We start from the raw sequence: 17296 nt of genomic DNA on the forward strand, positions 1-17296 counted from the left end.
TCTGAATCACTCCTCTTCCTGCCACTGCTGAATCTGTTCCTTCAGCGTGGAATATCGTTTCTGTTCCATCTCATTGTCAATCATCTGCTGAAATACCTGATCTGAGCCCACAAGTGTCACGCATTTTCTTGCCCTGGTGATGGCTGTATACAACAAATTCCGGCTCATCAGCATGCGCGGTCCTGACAGCAGCGGAATTACCACCGCCGGATACTCACTTCCCTGGGACTTGTGTATGGTTATGGCATAGGCCAACTCCAGCTGCTCCAGTTCTTTAAAAGAATACTCAATATATTTATTATCATCAAATACTACTGTCATCTGTTCTGCATATTCGTTAATCTCTGAAACAATTCCCATATCTCCGTTAAAAACGCCAACGCCTTTTTCCACAGGGATACCATATGCCCCACGGATCTCCCATTCAATCTGGTAATTATTCTTGATCTGCATGACCTTGTCGCCTTCACGGAACAGACCTGCCCCATATTCCTTTTCCTTTTTCTCCGGTGAACGAGGATTCAGGTACTCCTGCAGAATCATATTCAGGCGTTCCACTCCCAGAAGTCCTTTTCTCATCGGCGTCAGCACCTGAATATCCAGCATACCGGCATCTACGTATTTGGGCATCTTCTTCATCACAAGGGTAAGCATTACACTGATAATCACATTGGCATCATCCCTCTTCAGGAAAAAGAAATCCCTGCTCTTGTTATCCAGCACCACATGCTGTCCTTCGTTGATCTTATGAGCATTTACCACAATGTCACTTTCACTCGCCTGCCGGAAAATCTTATTCAGCCGTACCACCGGAAAACACTCTGAATGAATGATATCCCTAAGCACACTTCCCGGTCCCACAGACGGAAGCTGATTTACATCCCCTACCATAATCAGTCTGGTTCCTACTGACACTGCTGAAAGCAGCGCATGCATAAGAAACAAATCCACCATAGACATCTCATCAATGATGATCACATCAGCTTCCAGTGGATTCTCCATATTCCGTTCAAAATGATAACCGGCAGATTCCTCCTCCGGTACCCCGGAGATCTCAAGCAGACGATGTATGGTCTGTGCCTCATATCCGGTTGCTTCTGTCATCCGCTTGGCGGCCCGCCCTGTAGGTGCTGCCAATAGAATCTCCAGCCCCTCCGATGCAAAATAATGAATGAGTGTATTGATTGTCGTTGTCTTACCGGTACCAGGACCACCGGTAATCACCAGCAGACCATGGTTCACAGCCTGCACAACTGCCTCTTTTTGAAGATTCTCCAGCGTCGTCTGCGTCTCCGTCTCGATATCTGCCAGCTTCTTCATCACCGTATCATCTGCGATATCTGCTGTCACATTCAGATCATGGAGCATCTTGGCTGTATTCAGTTCCAGATAATAATTCTGTGAACAGTACACCCTGTCCTCTTTCAGAACTATCTTCCGGTCCATGGCAAGATCCATCAGATTCCGCTCCATGGCTTCTGCTGACACTCCAAGCAGCTCTGCGCCTCTCTGAAAAAGTTCCAGACGCGGCAGATAGATATGCCCTTCTGACATGGACTGCTTTAACGCATAAAACAGCCCGCTGCGGATACGGAAGTCCGAATCTGTGTGGATTCCTGCCTTTTCTGCGATCTCATCTGCGATCTTGAATCCCACTCCCTGGATCTCATCTGTCATCTGATACGGATTCTCTTCTATGATACGATACAGGCGCTCTCCATACTGATTATAGATCTTTACGCTCAAAGCGGAAGAGATTCCGTACTTCTGAAGAAAAATCATGGCTTTACGCACATCACGCTTTTCTTCCATCTGCCGGGCAATCTCCCTTGCCTTCTTCTCACTGATGCCCTTAATCTCCGCCAGCCGCTCTGGTTCTTCTTCCATAATACGGAAAGTATCACCCTTAAATCTGCGTACGATTCTGGCAGCCAGAGCACTTCCAATTCCTTTTATAGCACCGGAGCCCAGATATCTTTCCATCGCCATCTCATCTTCCGGTGCCTTTAATTCAAAAGAGCTGATCTTAAACTGGGTGCCATACGTGCTGTGCTGCGTATAGGTTCCTTCCGCTTCAATCAGCTCTCCCTCATTGATATACTGCAGGCTGCCCACACAGGTCACCTCTTCCCCGTCGCAGATCATTACCATGACTGTATATCCATTCTCTTCATTTCGGAAAATGATATGATCTATGTATCCCGAAATTTTTTCCATCTCTGTTTCCCTTCTGATCTGTGTCCCTTATAAAATGTTTTTCATCCCACAGGACACGTTTTCAGTTACTGTTCACTCCATAAACAGCAGCTGTTTTAACCTTCCAGCCGGTTATTGTGTGCAGTCAGTTCGGCATAGGTTCCTGTTCCGATGGCTACCGCAGCAACCGGTTCTTCTGCTGTCACGGTATTGATGCCAGTCTTTTCCTCAATCAGTTCTTCCATTCCGTCAAGAAGTGCTCCTCCTCCTGTCAGTACAATGCCACGTTCTACAATGTCTGCTGCCAGCTCCGGCGGCGTCTTCTCCAGTACACTGTGTACAGCTTCCACGATCTGTCCGGTTGTTTCTTTTAATGCTTCACGTACATCCTCAGAGGTAATGCGAACAGTCTTTGGAAGCCCGGTTCCCAGATCCCGTCCTTTTACTTCCATAATCTTTTGTTCCGGACGTTCAATTGCCGTTCCCACATGGATCTTGATATCTTCTGCCGCCCGCTCTCCGATAATCAGATTATGTTCTACTCTGGCATACTTCATAATAGATTCGTCAAAATTATCTCCTGCAACATTAATAGTATGGTCTACCACAATACCATCCAGTGACAGAATCGCGGTCTCACAGGTACCTGCCCCGATGTCCACAATCATCTTGCCACATGGTCTGGAAATATCAATACCAGCTCCAATCGCCGCCGCAATCGGCTCCGGCACTGTCAGTACCTCTCTGGCTCCTGCCTGATATGTGGCATCTTCCACAGCTTTCTTCTCTACTTCTGTGACATTACTTGGTACACAGATGCTGATACGCGGCTTACGAAAAGACAGTCTTCCCGTTGCCTTCTGAATAAAATACTTTAACATCTGTTCTGTCACAGCATAATCTGCTATGATTCCATTCTTTAACGGACGAATAGCTACAATATTCCCTGTTGTTCTCGAAAGCATAATACGCGCTTCATCACCAATTGCCCGAATCTTATCTGCATCACGATCATAGGCAACAACAGAAGGTTCCTTTAAAACCACGCCTTTTCCTCTTACATAAATCAATATGCTGGCTGTTCCCAGATCGATTCCAATATCTGATACGTTCATATACTTCCCCTTTCTGTATCTGTCCAGTACCTTTACAGATCCCCTTTTCTTACCCCTTGTTAAAGTATAAAACACCACCCTGAAATTTTAAAGTCCTTTTTCTGATTTTCCCAAAACTTATCGAAGTTCATATTTTCTTTTCTTTTTGGACACATTTTGAACACATTTTACCGATATACTATAGCCATATTAGCGAAGAGCTAATATATTTCATAACTCAAGCTTCGCAGCACCACACGTTGCGGAGCACTCCCTCAAAATAATTTAGTTTTTTCTCTTTCCTGAAATGAGCTGTGCAAGACGCACAGCTCATTTCATGTTATATCAGATGTGAAATGCCTCCCACTTCTGCGGGTGACGAGCAACAAATTAGGATCCACCCATGAGCAGTCTCATGTGGATTCCGATCTTTTCCCCATTGGTATCACAGATACTTTTTAATATATTTTCCTGTATAAGATACTGGGCTCTCGGCCACTTCTTCCGGTGTACCTCTGGCAATGACAGTTCCTCCGCCATCTCCGCCTTCCGGTCCGATATCTATGATATAATCTGCAGTCTTGATTACATCCAGGTTGTGCTCAATAACAACTACGGTATTGCCGCCCTCTGCCAGCCGCTGAAGAATCTCAATCAGCTTGTGTACATCTGCGAAATGAAGACCTGTGGTTGGCTCATCCAGAATATAGATGGTCTTTCCTGTGCTTCTGCGGCTCAGTTCGGTGGCCAGTTTCACACGCTGTGCCTCCCCCCCAGATAACTGCGTCGACGGCTGTCCCAGCTTGATATAGGACAGTCCCACATCATTCAGTGTCTCGATCTTTCTGCGGATAGACGGTACATGTTCAAAGAATTTCACAGCCTCTTCTACCGTCATATTCAATACATCGTAGATACTTTTTCCCTTGTATTTGACTTCCAGTGTCTCTCTGTTATAACGTCGTCCTTCACAAACCTCGCATGGCACATACACATCCGGAAGGAAGTTCATCTCGATCTTGATGATACCGTCTCCGGAGCAGGCTTCGCATCTTCCACCCTTCACGTTAAAACTGAATCTGCCCTTACTGTAACCTCTGGCTTTGGCATCTGCAGTTGCTGCAAACAGGTCACGGATGGCATCAAATACACCGGTATAGGTAGCCGGATTAGAACGCGGGGTACGTCCGATCGGTGACTGGTCAATGTTGATGATCTTATCCAGCTGCTCGGTTCCCTCGATCCTGTCATGAGCTCCCGGTATGGTCCGTGCGCGGTTCAGTGTTTTCGCCAGACTCTTATACAGAATCTCATTAATCAAAGAACTTTTACCGGAACCGGATACTCCGGTTACACAGGTCAACACTCCCAGCGGAATCTCTACATCGATATTCTTCAGATTATTCTGTCTGGCTCCTACAATCCTGATAAAACCGGTTGGTATTTTACGCACCTTTGGTACCGGTATCTGCAGTCTGCCACTTAAATAGGCTCCTGTTATAGATTTCTCACATGCCATCAGTTCTTCCGCTGTTCCGGCAGCCACCACTTCTCCGCCGTGCTCTCCTGCTCCCGGTCCGATATCTACGATATAATCCGCTTCTCTCATGGTATCTTCATCATGCTCTACCACAATCAAGGTATTGCCAAGATCCCGCAGACTCTTCAGAGTAGCCAGCAGTTTATCGTTATCTCTCTGATGAAGTCCGATACTTGGCTCATCCAAAATATAGGCTACACCCACCAGCCCGGATCCGATCTGGGTAGCCAGACGGATTCGCTGCGCTTCTCCACCTGACAGACTGCCTGTGTTACGGGCCAGTGTCAGATAATTCAGTCCCACATCCATCAGGAACTTCACTCTGGAACGGATCTCTTTTAGTAAAAGTCTTCCGATCAGTTCCTGCTGCTTCGTCAATGTCAGATGCTCCATGAACTGCTGTAACTTATCAATAGAAAGTGTAGTCACTTCGTAAATATTCTTATCATTAATCGTCACTGCCAGCGAAGATGCCTTCAGGCGCTGTCCTTTACAGGTCTTACATGGCGTAATGTTCATAAAGGTCTCATATTCTGCCTTGCTGCTTTCCGATCCGGTCTCTCGGTATCTGCGCTCTACGTTCTTAATCAACCCCTCAAAAGCCACATGATAGACGCCTTCTCCCCTCTGTCCCACATAATGGACATCCACCTCATGTCCATTCGTTCCATGGATCAGAATATCCCGTATCTCCTGTGGATAATCCTGATATGGGGTATCCAGACTGAAATGATATTCCTCTGCCAGTGCATCCAGAATGGCTCTGGTAAAACTGCCCTTATCCTTGCAGGACTGCCATCCCATGATAGCAATGGCACCTTCCTTAATACTCAGCGACTTATCCGGTATCATCAAATCTTCGTCAAACTCCATTCGGTATCCCAGTCCATAGCAGTCCGGGCAGGCACCAAACGGATTGTTAAAGGAAAAGCTTCGTGGCTCAATCTCGTCTACACTGATGCCACAGTCCGGACAGGAAAAGCTCTGACTAAAGCTTAATGTTCCCTGATCTGCTGCATCTACCACAACCAGTCCGCCAGTTAGTGACATAACTGTCTCCAGCGAATCTGTCAGACGCTTTTCGATGCCTGGCTTAACAATCAGTCGGTCTACCACAATCTCAATGGTATGCTTCTTATTCTTCTCAAGCTTAATGTCTTCTGACAGTTCATAGGTCAGACCGTCAATCACTGCACGCACATAGCCGTTCTTTCTTGCCTGCTCCAACAGCTTGACGTGCTCACCTTTTCTCCCCCGTACCACCGGTGCCAGAAGCTGGATCTTCGTACGCTCCGGAAGCAGCATGATCTGGTCTACCATCTGGTCTACGGTCTGCTTCTTGATCTCTCTGCCGCAGGACGGGCAGTGCGGTGTTCCGATTCTGGCATACAGCAGACGGAAATAATCATAGATCTCGGTTACCGTTCCCACGGTAGATCTTGGATTGCGGTTGGTGGACTTCTGATCTATAGAAATAGCAGGCGGCAGTCCTTCGATGCTCTCCACATCCGGTTTTTCCATCTGTCCCAGAAACATTCTGGCATAAGAAGACAGGGACTCCATATAGCGCCGCTGCCCCTCTGCATAGATGGTATCAAATGCCAGCGAAGACTTACCGGAACCTGAAAGTCCAGTCAGCACTACCAACTTGTTTCTTGGAATATCCAGACTGATATTCTTCAGATTATTCTCATTCGCCCCACGAATCCGAATATATTGTTTTCTGTCTATCTTTTCTTTGTTATCGCTCATTCTTCCTCCAGTTCCTGCAGATGCTTCTTCAAATCAATCATCTTATCCCGCAGTTCCATCGCTGCTTCGAAGTTCAGCTCTGCGGCTGCTTTCTTCATCTGTTTTTCTACCTTACCAATCAGTTTCTCCAGATCCTTCCTGCTCATAGATTCCGGATCTACCTCATGATCCTGCTCTTCTTTGGCTACTGCCTTGGAGATACTGATCAGATCGCGGACAGCCTTGCGCACCGTCTGAGGTGTAATGCCATGTTCTTCATTATAAGCTTCCTGCACAGCCCTTCTTCGATTGGTCTCCTCAATGGCAATCTTCATGGAATCCGTCATTACATCAGCATACATAATGACGTGACCATCCGCATTTCTCGCCGCACGGCCAATGGTCTGGATCAGTGATGTGGCAGATCTCAGGAATCCCTCTTTATCTGCATCCAGAATCGCCACCAGGGTAATCTCCGGAATATCCAGTCCCTCTCGCAGCAGGTTAATTCCTACCAACACGTCAAAAACATCCAGACGCATGTCCCGGATAATCTCGGTCCGCTCCAGAGTATCCACATCCGAATGCAGGTAGCGCACCCGGATACCGATCTCCCTCAGATATGATGTCAGATCTTCCGCCATTCGCTTGGTCAGAGTGGTAATCAGCACTTTATTTTTGGCTGCAATCTCTTTATTAATCTCACCCACGAGATCGTCAATCTGCCCTTCTACCGGTCTGATATCCACTTTCGGATCCAACAGACCTGTCGGACGAATGATCTGTTCCGCACGGAGCATCTCATGCTCTTCTTCATAATTGCCCGGTGTGGCCGATACAAATAATATCTGATCAATCTTGCTCTCAAACTCCTGAAAGTTCAACGGTCTGTTATCCAGTGCAGATGGCAGGCGGAATCCATAATCCACCAGTGTGGTCTTTCGGGAGCGGTCACCAGAATACATAGCCCCGATCTGAGGTATCGTCTTATGAGACTCATCGATCATAATCAAAAAATCATCCGGGAAATAATCTATCAGTGTATGTGGCGGCACTCCCGGTTCCAGTCCTGCCAGATGTCTGGAATAGTTCTCAATGCCGGAACAAAAACCTGTTTCCCGCATCATCTCAATATCAAAATTTGTCCGTTCTGCAATACGCTGAGCTTCCAGAAGCTTATCGTTGCTCTTAAAATACTCCAGCTGCTCTGCCAATTCTTCCTCGATATGTTTCGTGGCTTCCAGCATCTTATCCATCGGAACTACATAATGGGATGCGGGAAAGATAGCTATATGTTCCAGCCGGTTGCGTATCTCACCGGTAAGCACGTCAAACTCTGTAATCCGGTCTACTTCGTCTCCGAAAAACTCAATACGGATGGCTGTCTCCGATGCATTTGCCGGAATCACCTCCAGCACATCCCCATGTACCCGGAAGGTACCACGCTTGAAGTCAATCTCGTTCCGATCATACTGCATATCAATCAGCTGACGGATCACATCGTCCCTGTCCTTTTCCATGCCTGGGCGCAGGGACACTACCATGTTCTTGTAGTCCACCGGGCTTCCCAGTCCATAAATACAGGATACGGAAGCCACAATGATCACATCCTTACGCTCCGCCAGTGCCGTTGTCGCTGACAGACGCAGCTTATCAATCTCCTCATTAATAGAAGAATCCTTGGCAATATAGGTATCCGAGGACGGAACATAAGCCTCTGGCTGATAATAATCATAATAGGAGACAAAATATTCTACCGCATTGTGCGGAAAAAATTCTTTAAACTCCCCGTATAACTGAGCCGCTAGTGTCTTGTTATGGGCAATGATCAACGTCGGCTTGTTCATCTGCTGGATAACATTCGCCATAGTAAATGTCTTGCCGGAACCTGTCACACCCAGAAGCGTCTCACACTGATTGCCCTCTTTAAATCCCTTCACCAGTTCCGCAATCGCCTGAGGCTGATCACCGGTCGGCTGGTACTCAGAAACTAATTCAAAATGATCCATAGCACACTTCCTTATAATATATTGTTATCATTTTTAGTTTTGCTACCTGTCAAGTATATCATTCCTTATAAAAAAAGTACAGAACAAATCGAATGTCTGTTCTATACTTTTTTAGTTCCCGCTAAATGCGCCGTTCCAAATAAATGTTCCTTCACCGTCTGAACTCTTGTTTCCTGCTTATGAGCTATATAATCCATCTCTTCCCCTCGTTCTTCAATATTGTTTTCAAACATTATATATGCAACAATTTCATTATAACATATTTTTTAAGGGAAGCTTTCGCTTCCCTTCTTTTACTCCACCACATGTATGGTTGCCCTGAGCATGCCCATCCAGCAACTATACAGGTAATCTCCCGTCTTTTCTGGCAGAAATGTGATCTTGTTTTCTCCCGGTTTCAGTTTTACATCCAATCCGTATTCTGGTATACGGATCTCATTATTGCAGCCATTCAGACTGCTTTCATCTGCTTCGATGATCCATTCTACCGGAATACCGGCTTTTACGGTGATATCTTCGTATCCATTTGGTTTTAATGTTGTAGTCACATGCTGCACATCTTCTCTTTTTTCTGCCTGAATTCCCGTGCCCCCAGCTTTCGGAATTCCAAGTCCCAGAAGCGCGCTGTTATTCTGAATCATATATACAGAAAAGAGAAAAATCAGGCAGCTTCCTGCCAGCAGCATTCTGGAGCGCCATTTCTGAAGCAGTGTGCCCGCCGCCAGCCCGAATATCAACATCAGAGGTACCGTTCCAATCGAAAAGAAAAACATGGAAAGCGCACCGGTTACCACATTCCCGGACGCTACTGCCACAAGCTGCATGGCCTGCAATGGTCCGCAGGGCATCAGTCCGTTGCACAGTCCAACAAGAAGCGCAGATCCTGACTGAATTCTTTGAGGACATGAAATATGGATTTTTCGCAGGAAAGGCAACAAATCCAGCATGTTTAACGCCATCAGCAGCATGACAAGTCCTGCGAACAGACCAATGCATGCCCGTACTTCCACGGAAATAGAAACAACACTGCCCAGCGCTCCAAGTAATGCTCCTGTCAGGGTATAACTGCATATTCTTCCAATATTATATAACAGACTGTCTTTCCAGATGCTCTGTTCTCCACTTTTTATACTCTGCGACAGACTTAAGCCTCCGCACATGGCTATACAATGAACCGATGTCAGTAATCCGGTCAGAAAAAGTGCCGCATACCCCACCCCTTCTTCTGCTCTCGGAAAGGAAGAAAAAATGGTCATCAGCCCCATTCGTTCTCCCATCAGGAATATCACCAGCAATCCAATCAGAAGCAGCCATTTTTTCCACTTCCGACCGGATTTCTTTCCATTCTGATAACCGGAAGCCGTCACTGCCTGTTCAATCTGCTTCGAACTGCAAATTTCATTTTCATATGTGACTGTCAGCACGCCTTTTCCATAATCCGCTTTCACAGATTCCACGCCAGCTATCTTGTCCACTGCATGTTCCAGCGTTTTTTCGCACTGACGGCACATCATGTCTTTCACATAAAACTTTGTTGTTACAGTCATCTCTAGATTCCCTTTTTCCAATTGGTAAATGCCCCTGCCTGCTCATCCAGCACGGCAGTATCTATCACCACATTTTTTCCGTCGTCAGAAAGCTCCAGCGGAACCGGATTGCAGCCGCCGTGTGCATCTCCAATGGCATCTACAGAGAAATGATTGCCACAATTCTGGCACACCACGTCACTGCCTTCCTGTTCAAAATAGGCATATGGAGAGCCAGCGCACACCTGACAGGTATTCAACGCTCCACGTACCGTTCCATCTTCTCCTTTATATAGCATCACCTGCATGGCAGTACCATTGGAATCATAATCAATAAATGCCACCTGATCTCCCATAGAATCTACTGCAACCTGCAAATTGCCGTCCATCAGAGTCACATCTGCAGAGCCTGATGTACTCTCTCCCTTCGCTGCATCCCCGGTATTTTCTGTTGCTGCACTTTCATTCTGAATGACAGCATTTTCCTGTGCCGTCTCTGTCTGCGTTGCTTCTGTCTGTACTGTTTCTGTCTCTGCTTTCTTTTCTCCGCATCCGGTCAGACCTGCTGTCATAACTCCTGCTGCTATCATTGCATAGATCATTTTCTTTCTCATATCTTTTTGTCTCCTTATCGTGATTCTCCCCCATTCTCTTCACTGCTCCTAAATTTTTGAACAGTTATCCATTTCTTATCTTTACATTACCCATATTCGAAAAAGAAAATGCGGGATCTTATGGCATATGTCATACGCTCCCGCACTTTTCTATTCTTTTATCTTTATGTTACAGATCCCACTTTACAGGTTTCTCTGTATCCTTCGCTCAATTCTGGACTTGTTCATCAGGCTTCTTAAGCGGCTGTCTCAGATTCTGTTTCTGCAACTGCCTCTGTTTCTGCTGCTGTTTCACTCTCTGCTTCTGTCTCATCAGCAACTGTTTCGCTTTCTGCCTCACTGTCAGCTTCTGCATCTGCTGATGTTACACCGCCTTCTACAACCAGTTCGTCTTCGTAGTCTGCACCATAAGTATCTAACAGCGTTGCTTCATAATCTGCGTGGAAGAAGTTCTCTTCGCCAAGTGTCTGGATTTCTTCATTGATCCAGTCTAACAGTGTATCATTTCCTTTTGTAACAGCAGGTGCGATAGTATCAGCGCTTCCCAGAGAAGGGATACCTACAGTATAACCTTCGTTCTGTTTTGCAAATGCAATTACTTCTGTATTATCGTTTGCCCACGCTACGCCGTTTCCGTTCTCCAGAGCATTCTTAGCTGTTGCATAGGAATCATATTTCTGTAATGGGATATCCGGATAATTCTGTGTCAGATAAGTTTCTGCTGTTGTTCCGGAGATAACGATCATCTGATCATCTGGATTCCAGTTATCCAGGCTGTCGATGACATTAGAATCCGGTGAAATCACACCAAGCGCTACATTCATGTATGGAAGTGCAAAGTCAACTTCTTCTGCACGTTCCGGTGTTACAGTGAAGTTTGCAAGGATAACATCCACTTTTCCCGTCTGCAGATATTCGATACGGTTTGCTGCTTCTGTGGAAACAAAGTTGATATCCACTCCAAGGTCTTCGCCCAGACGGTTTGCAAAATAAACATCATATCCCTGATAGTCTCCGTTCTCGTCTACATAACCAAATGGGTTCTTATCGGAGAAAACACCGATGTTAATAGTTCCGTCTTCCTTGATTTCATCCAGTGTACGGAATCCGTCTGCTGCAAACGCTGAGGTTGCAAATAAAGTGGATAATGCCAGAGTTGCTGCGAATACGATTGATTTTTTCATGATACTGTTCTCCTCTTTTCATGATATTTATTTAGTCTGCAAGCAATGCATTATTCGCAATTCACCATGCGGCTTCTTGCTCATGTACGGCATGCGCCATATAATTTTACGAAACCAGCCTTGTTCAAGTAAACTTGAACCGTCTGTTTTCTGTAAAACTGCATTGCTTTATGTTAATAACATACTAATCCACTAGGTTAAATATGTCAATAATTTTTTTCTGATAATTGGGTATAGATTCAATCTATATCAGAGTCTGATAGCACGCTCCTGTAAATCAGAAAACACCCACTCAAACGAGCGGGTGTCAGAGTCTAATTTTCTTCTGCAGTTTTATGTTTTACATTTTCAAATGTGAAGACATTGAGGAACTGTTTTGCCCTCTCTGTCTGTGGATGGTCAAAGAAGGTATCCGGATCTGCATCTTCTACGATCTTGCCGCCTTCCAGAAAAATGACACGGTCTGCAATGGCGCGAGCAAACTGCATCTCATGGGTTACGATGACCATGGTCTTGCCCTGCTGTGCAAGTTGGAGCATAACATCCAGTACCTCACGTACCATCTCCGGATCCAATGCTGCAGTCACTTCATCAAATAACAATATCTCCGGGTGCATGCAAAGAGCGCGGACAATTGCCACACGCTGCTTCTGTCCACCGGATAACTGACGCGGAAAGCTGTCTGCTTTTTCCTTTAACCCTACGCGGTCCAGAAGTTCCATAGCTTCTTTCTTTACTTCTTCTTTCTCTCTTTTCTGAACCTTGGTTGGTGCCAGGAGAATATTGTTCAATACCGTCAGATGCGGAAACAGTTCATAACTCTGGAATACCATACCGACCTTCTGGCGCAATTCTGTCAGATTCTTGCTCTTCTGACTGATCTGCTGACCATCGATCTCTATAGTTCCGCCCTGAATCGGTTCCAGCGCATTGATACAGCGCAGCATGGTACTTTTTCCACAACCACTTGGTCCTACTACTACAATAACCTCTCCTCTGTGAACCGTCAGGCTCACATCATCCAGAATCATATTATCTTCAAACTTTTTGGTCAGATGTTCTATTTTCAGTAATTCTTCTGCCATCGTCTATTTCCACCTCTTTTCCAGATATTTGGCCAGCATACTGATCGGCCAGCAGGCCAGGAAGTATAACAGGAATACTGCCAGGTAAATGCCAAATGCAGCATTCGGGCTGGCCATACGGTTTGCCTCGATAATCTGCTGTGCCACTTTCAGCACTTCCACCACACCAATCATCAGAATCAGACTGGTCGTTTTGATCATACGTGTAATCAGATTGATGGACAGTGGAATCAGTCTGCGCAGTGTCTGTGGAATGATAATATACAGATAAGTCTGTACCTTACTCAGTCCCAGCGCCTCGCTGCTCTCATACTGATGCTTCGGAATACTGCTCAGCGCCCCTCTTACCAGGTCACTCATCTCTGCAGTTCCCCACAAAATAAATACGATAATGGACGCTGTCTCACCGGACAGATCCCATCCGAATGCCCTGGTGCTTCCAAAATAAACCAGGAACAGCAGCACCATCTGTGGCATAATCCGAATAAATTCCAGATAGAGACGTAAGATAGCCTTCGTAATCGGGTTCTTCCATGTCATCAACGCACCCAGCAGAATGCCAAGAGGAATGCTGACAACTACAGAAATCAGACTGATCTTCAGGGCGATTCCAAGCCCCCCTATCAGTCGCATCATATTTTTACCTTTTAATAATACCTCAAGCCCCAAATCCGGCATAACGCAGCCTCCTTTCCAGAATGCTGCCCAGAATGGATATCGGGAGCAGAATAATCAGATAAAATACTACCAGCAAAAACAGACTCTCTGTGGTCTTGTAGTACAGACCAATCAAGTCTTTTGCAGTAAACATCAGATCCATCAGACTGATGGCGCTGAACACACTGGTCTCCTTCAGCAAAAAGATCACATTTGCCATAAATGCCGGTACACTGATGGACATTGCCTGTGGAAGAATCACATACCGCATCATCTGATAACGGTTCATTCCAAGGCTCATGGCACTCTCTGCCTGAATCGGTTCAATGGCTTCCAGCCCGCTTCGGAAGGCTTCTGCCATATAGCTTCCACCTAAAAATGCCAACCCGATCACACCGCAGACATCCGCCTGTGTGCGGATTCCCACTTTTGGCAATCCATAATAGATAAAAAAGAGCTGCACCAGAAGTGGCGTGTTTCTGCTCAGTTCTATGTAGATTCCCACAATGTGTTTCAGTACTGGTACTTTATAATATTGAATTGCTGCACAGATCAGTCCCACAATAATAGCAATTACCACACCCATCAGACCGATCCGCACCGTGAGTACTGCCGCTTTTTCATAAAGCGGCAGATATTTCATAATAAATTCCCAGTTCATAACTTCTTTTCCTTATGAAATTCTTCACATTTCCTTTCCTGATTTTTCCAGACATCCTGTATCTCTGTTAGGCTGTCTTTTTACCACTTTATCACATCAAAAGGATCATAGCACCATATTCCTACTATGTCAATAGGATATATGTTTTCAGCTTGTGTAGAGCGCGGGTCACATTGATGTACATAGCCTGTTTCTCCAAAGGTGTCTGATACTTCTGTGCATCCGGAATATAGACCGCATCAAACTCCAGACCTTTTGCCAGATAAAATGGCATGACAGAAATACCTGTACGGAACTTCATGCTGTCTTTGGTCAGCAGGTCTGCCTCAATCCCCTTTTCTTTTAATGCACTCCAGACCGACTCTGCCTCTTCCTGTGTCAGGCACAGTACACCCTGAGTCCTGCAGTCTGACCCGTCTCTCAGATCTTCTGCCAGCATCTCATACATCTGCTCTATGCTGCCGGCTTCCCTTGTATGAGGCAATTCCCCATGACGATCTACGTATTCTGTCTCACTGTTTTCCTGTATTAACTGCTCTGCAAACTGCATGATCTCACATGTGGAACGGTAGGATTTCTTCATATCTATATAGAAGATCTCTTTTCCGTAGATCTCCGGCAGGAACTTCATTACATTGGACTGCTTCTCGCCCATAGTCTGCCTGCGGTCTCCCAGGATGGTCATTGGACAGTCAAAGAGCTTCTGCAGAATCCGGTACTGAAGATAGGAATAATCCTGCATCTCATCAATCACCACATGCTTTACCTTTCTGCGCTTAGGCAGTTCTTTCATGGAATATTTCAGATAAAGCAGTGGATATACATCTTCATAAGGAATCGTATCGCCGGTAAGGAGCTGTTCTTCCCTTCCGGATTCTGCCAGAAAACGGTTATATAATTCCAAAGGATCCATAGTCACATACATACGGTTGATCTTTTCCAGAACCTTCTGCCGCTCTTCATCCTCCATATCGCGCCCCTGAATCGTCTCCTGTTCATCAATCAGATACTCTGCTATTTTTTCCAGTCGGTCCAGCATCGGCACATCGCAGAATTTTTCATAGAAAAATCTGGAAATTGTCTCTTCCGGACAAAATATCTTCTTATATTTAAAGTCTCCAATCTCCACATTTTCCCACTCCTGCTGCATCAGAAACAGATCCAGTTCCTTTACATAAGCTTTGTTCTGCTTGTATTCTGCCTCTTCTGAAGCACAGCCGTGGAGTACCCGCTCCAGTTCATCATACTTATCCTCAGCTTCCCCATAGCAGTTCAGTTCCCGGTAAGCATAGTCATCCAGCGTCAGCTCGCAGATATTTTCCTCTCCCAGCTCAGGCAGGATTCTGGAAATGTAATCTCCGAAAATGCTGTTTGGCGAAAGCACCAGAACCTGTGCTGCCTGCAGGGATTCCCTGTTATGATAGAGCAGATAAGCAATACGGTGGAGGGCAACGGATGTTTTGCCACTTCCGGCACATCCCTGCACTACCATGATACGGTGTCTGGTATCCCGGATAATACTGTTCTGTTCCTTCTGGATCGTAGTAACAATGCTCTTCAGCCGGTTATCTCCATTTTCCGACAGGGTCTGTTGCAGGATCTCATCATCAATGTTCATCTCTGTCTCAAGTGCAAATACCAGCCTGCCATCACGGATCTTGTACTGGCGTTTTCTGGTAATCTCGCCCTCCATGATACCCGCCGGTGCCTGAAAACTGGCTTTTCCCTTATCATAATCATAGAACAGCCCTGATACCGGCGCCCGCCAGTCATACACATAAGCACCCTTTCCATGATCTTCCGTCAAATTCCCCACGCCAATATAATAGACTTCCGGTTCTTCATCTCCGTCATAGCAGAAATCCACTCTTCCAAAATATGGTGCATCCAGCATCTTCTCATATCGTTTCCGGTCACGTCGGTACTCTTCCTGCTGGGTCAGTCTGGTCTTCAGTGCCATTTTATTGTCAAACATCTCATATCCATACTCATCAAACTCGGTATAGTTTTCCCAGAAATAGTCGTTCATACTCTCCATATCTCTGGCATTATCACCCAGCTTTTTCTGTACTTCTTCCAGCTTCCTGTGTACTGTCTGAAGCACCAGTTCCAAATACTTTTCTTCTTCGATTCTCATATAGTGCCACACCTTTTAGTCATAGTCTACTTTGATCAGCGTCAGTCCCTGTGCCGGTGCTGTCGGTCCGGCAAGTCTTCGATCTTTCTTCTCCATAATGTCAATCACCTGAGTCGGCTCCATCTTGCCATATCCCACTTCCAGAAGTGTTCCCACCAGGACACGCACCATGTTCTGCAGGAACCCGGTTCCGTGAAAGGTAAAATAAATATACCCCTTCCGTGTGGATACATCGATCTGATCCACAATCCGCACGGTAGACTTCTTCATCTTAGGATTGGTACAGAAGCTGGCAAAATCATGTTTGCCCTTCAGATATCCTGCCGCCTCCTGCATGGCTGACACATCCGGCATCTGGTCCAGAGACGTCACATACTTCCGGTCAAAGATTGTCTTCACCTCTCCTGCATAACAGACATACTGATAGGTCTTGCCCACTGCATTGTAACGGGCATGGAACCGCTCAGATGCCTCACGGACTTCATTCACTGCTATATCATCCGGCAGGTAACGATTCATATAATCCCGAATCTCCAGTGGCGTTATATCCACATCCAGGAAAATATTAGCAGCCATAGCTCTTGCGTGAACTCCGGCATCTGTCCTTCCGGCACCGTTCAGCTTCAGTTCCGTGATCGGAACCTTTTCCTCACACATGCGGAATAACACTTTTTCCAGCTTCCCCTGTATGGTCTCTCTGTTTGGCTGATGCTCCCAGCCATAATACCGGGTACCATCGTAGCTTATGATCATTTTATAATTTTTCTTCATATCTTATTCTTTTCCTTATTTTATGATGTTTGAGTTAAAAGTCTTCAATTATCATACAATAATCTTCTGCTTCTGTCATGGATTTCTTGCA

Annotated in this window: 12 protein-coding genes; all 12 read right to left on the reverse strand. The window is 45.9% G+C overall.

All coding sequences use genetic code 11. The annotated features are described in order from the left end of the window. Positions 1 to 6 precede the first annotated feature (6 nt). Positions 7 to 2217: an SF1B family DNA helicase RecD2 gene (gene recD2, locus H8716_RS00575; RefSeq protein WP_249306456.1), complete on the reverse strand. Its 2211-nt coding sequence runs from the start codon at positions 2215 to 2217 to the stop codon at positions 7 to 9. Between the two features lie 95 nt (positions 2218 to 2312). After that, positions 2313 to 3311, reverse strand: a complete 999-nt coding sequence (gene mreB, locus H8716_RS00580) for a rod shape-determining protein (protein ID WP_249306458.1) — start codon at positions 3309 to 3311, stop codon at positions 2313 to 2315. Positions 3312 to 3735: 424 nt separating this feature from the next. Next, entirely contained in the window at positions 3736 to 6582 is a 2847-nt protein-coding gene (gene uvrA, locus H8716_RS00585; protein WP_249306460.1) for an excinuclease ABC subunit UvrA, read from the reverse strand. Beyond that, positions 6579 to 8570 (reverse strand): excinuclease ABC subunit UvrB, encoded by a 1992-nt coding sequence (uvrB, locus tag H8716_RS00590; RefSeq protein WP_249306462.1) that lies wholly within the window; start codon positions 8568 to 8570, stop codon positions 6579 to 6581. The genes uvrA and uvrB overlap by 4 nt, the downstream gene beginning before the upstream one ends. A 293-nt stretch (positions 8571 to 8863) precedes the next feature. Beyond that, entirely contained in the window at positions 8864 to 10117 is a 1254-nt protein-coding gene (locus H8716_RS00595; protein WP_249306464.1) for an urease accessory protein UreH domain-containing protein, read from the reverse strand. Positions 10118 to 10119: 2 nt separating this feature from the next. Further along, positions 10120 to 10710 (reverse strand): DUF2318 domain-containing protein, encoded by a 591-nt coding sequence (locus tag H8716_RS00600; RefSeq protein WP_249306472.1) that lies wholly within the window; start codon positions 10708 to 10710, stop codon positions 10120 to 10122. Positions 10711 to 10946: 236 nt separating this feature from the next. Continuing rightward, positions 10947 to 11894: a transporter substrate-binding domain-containing protein gene (locus tag H8716_RS00605; protein WP_249306474.1), complete on the reverse strand. Its 948-nt coding sequence runs from the start codon at positions 11892 to 11894 to the stop codon at positions 10947 to 10949. Between the two features lie 314 nt (positions 11895 to 12208). After that, complete coding sequence (locus H8716_RS00610; RefSeq protein WP_249306476.1) at positions 12209 to 12979, reverse strand: amino acid ABC transporter ATP-binding protein; 771 nt, start codon at positions 12977 to 12979, stop codon at positions 12209 to 12211. A 3-nt stretch (positions 12980 to 12982) separates the two neighbouring features. After that, the gene (locus H8716_RS00615) at positions 12983 to 13657 is read right to left on the reverse strand and encodes an amino acid ABC transporter permease (protein WP_249306478.1); all 675 of its coding nucleotides are present in this window, start codon (positions 13655 to 13657) and stop codon (positions 12983 to 12985) included. Next, positions 13638 to 14297, reverse strand: a complete 660-nt coding sequence (locus H8716_RS00620) for an amino acid ABC transporter permease (protein WP_249306480.1) — start codon at positions 14295 to 14297, stop codon at positions 13638 to 13640. Before H8716_RS00620 ends, H8716_RS00615 begins: the two co-directional genes overlap by 20 nt. Positions 14298 to 14421: 124 nt before the next feature. Then, positions 14422 to 16434 carry a HelD family protein gene (locus H8716_RS00625; RefSeq protein WP_249306482.1) on the reverse strand — a complete coding sequence of 671 codons (2013 nt, stop codon included), beginning with the start codon at positions 16432 to 16434 and terminating at the stop codon, positions 14422 to 14424. A 15-nt stretch (positions 16435 to 16449) separates the two neighbouring features. Continuing rightward, positions 16450 to 17205, reverse strand: a complete 756-nt coding sequence (truA, locus tag H8716_RS00630; RefSeq protein ID WP_249306487.1) for a tRNA pseudouridine(38-40) synthase TruA — start codon at positions 17203 to 17205, stop codon at positions 16450 to 16452. Positions 17206 to 17296: the final 91 nt, after the last annotated feature.

Origin of the sequence: Jingyaoa shaoxingensis, from assembly GCF_014385005.1 — a bacterium.
Taxonomy (GTDB): domain Bacteria; phylum Bacillota; class Clostridia; order Lachnospirales; family Lachnospiraceae; genus Marvinbryantia; species Marvinbryantia shaoxingensis.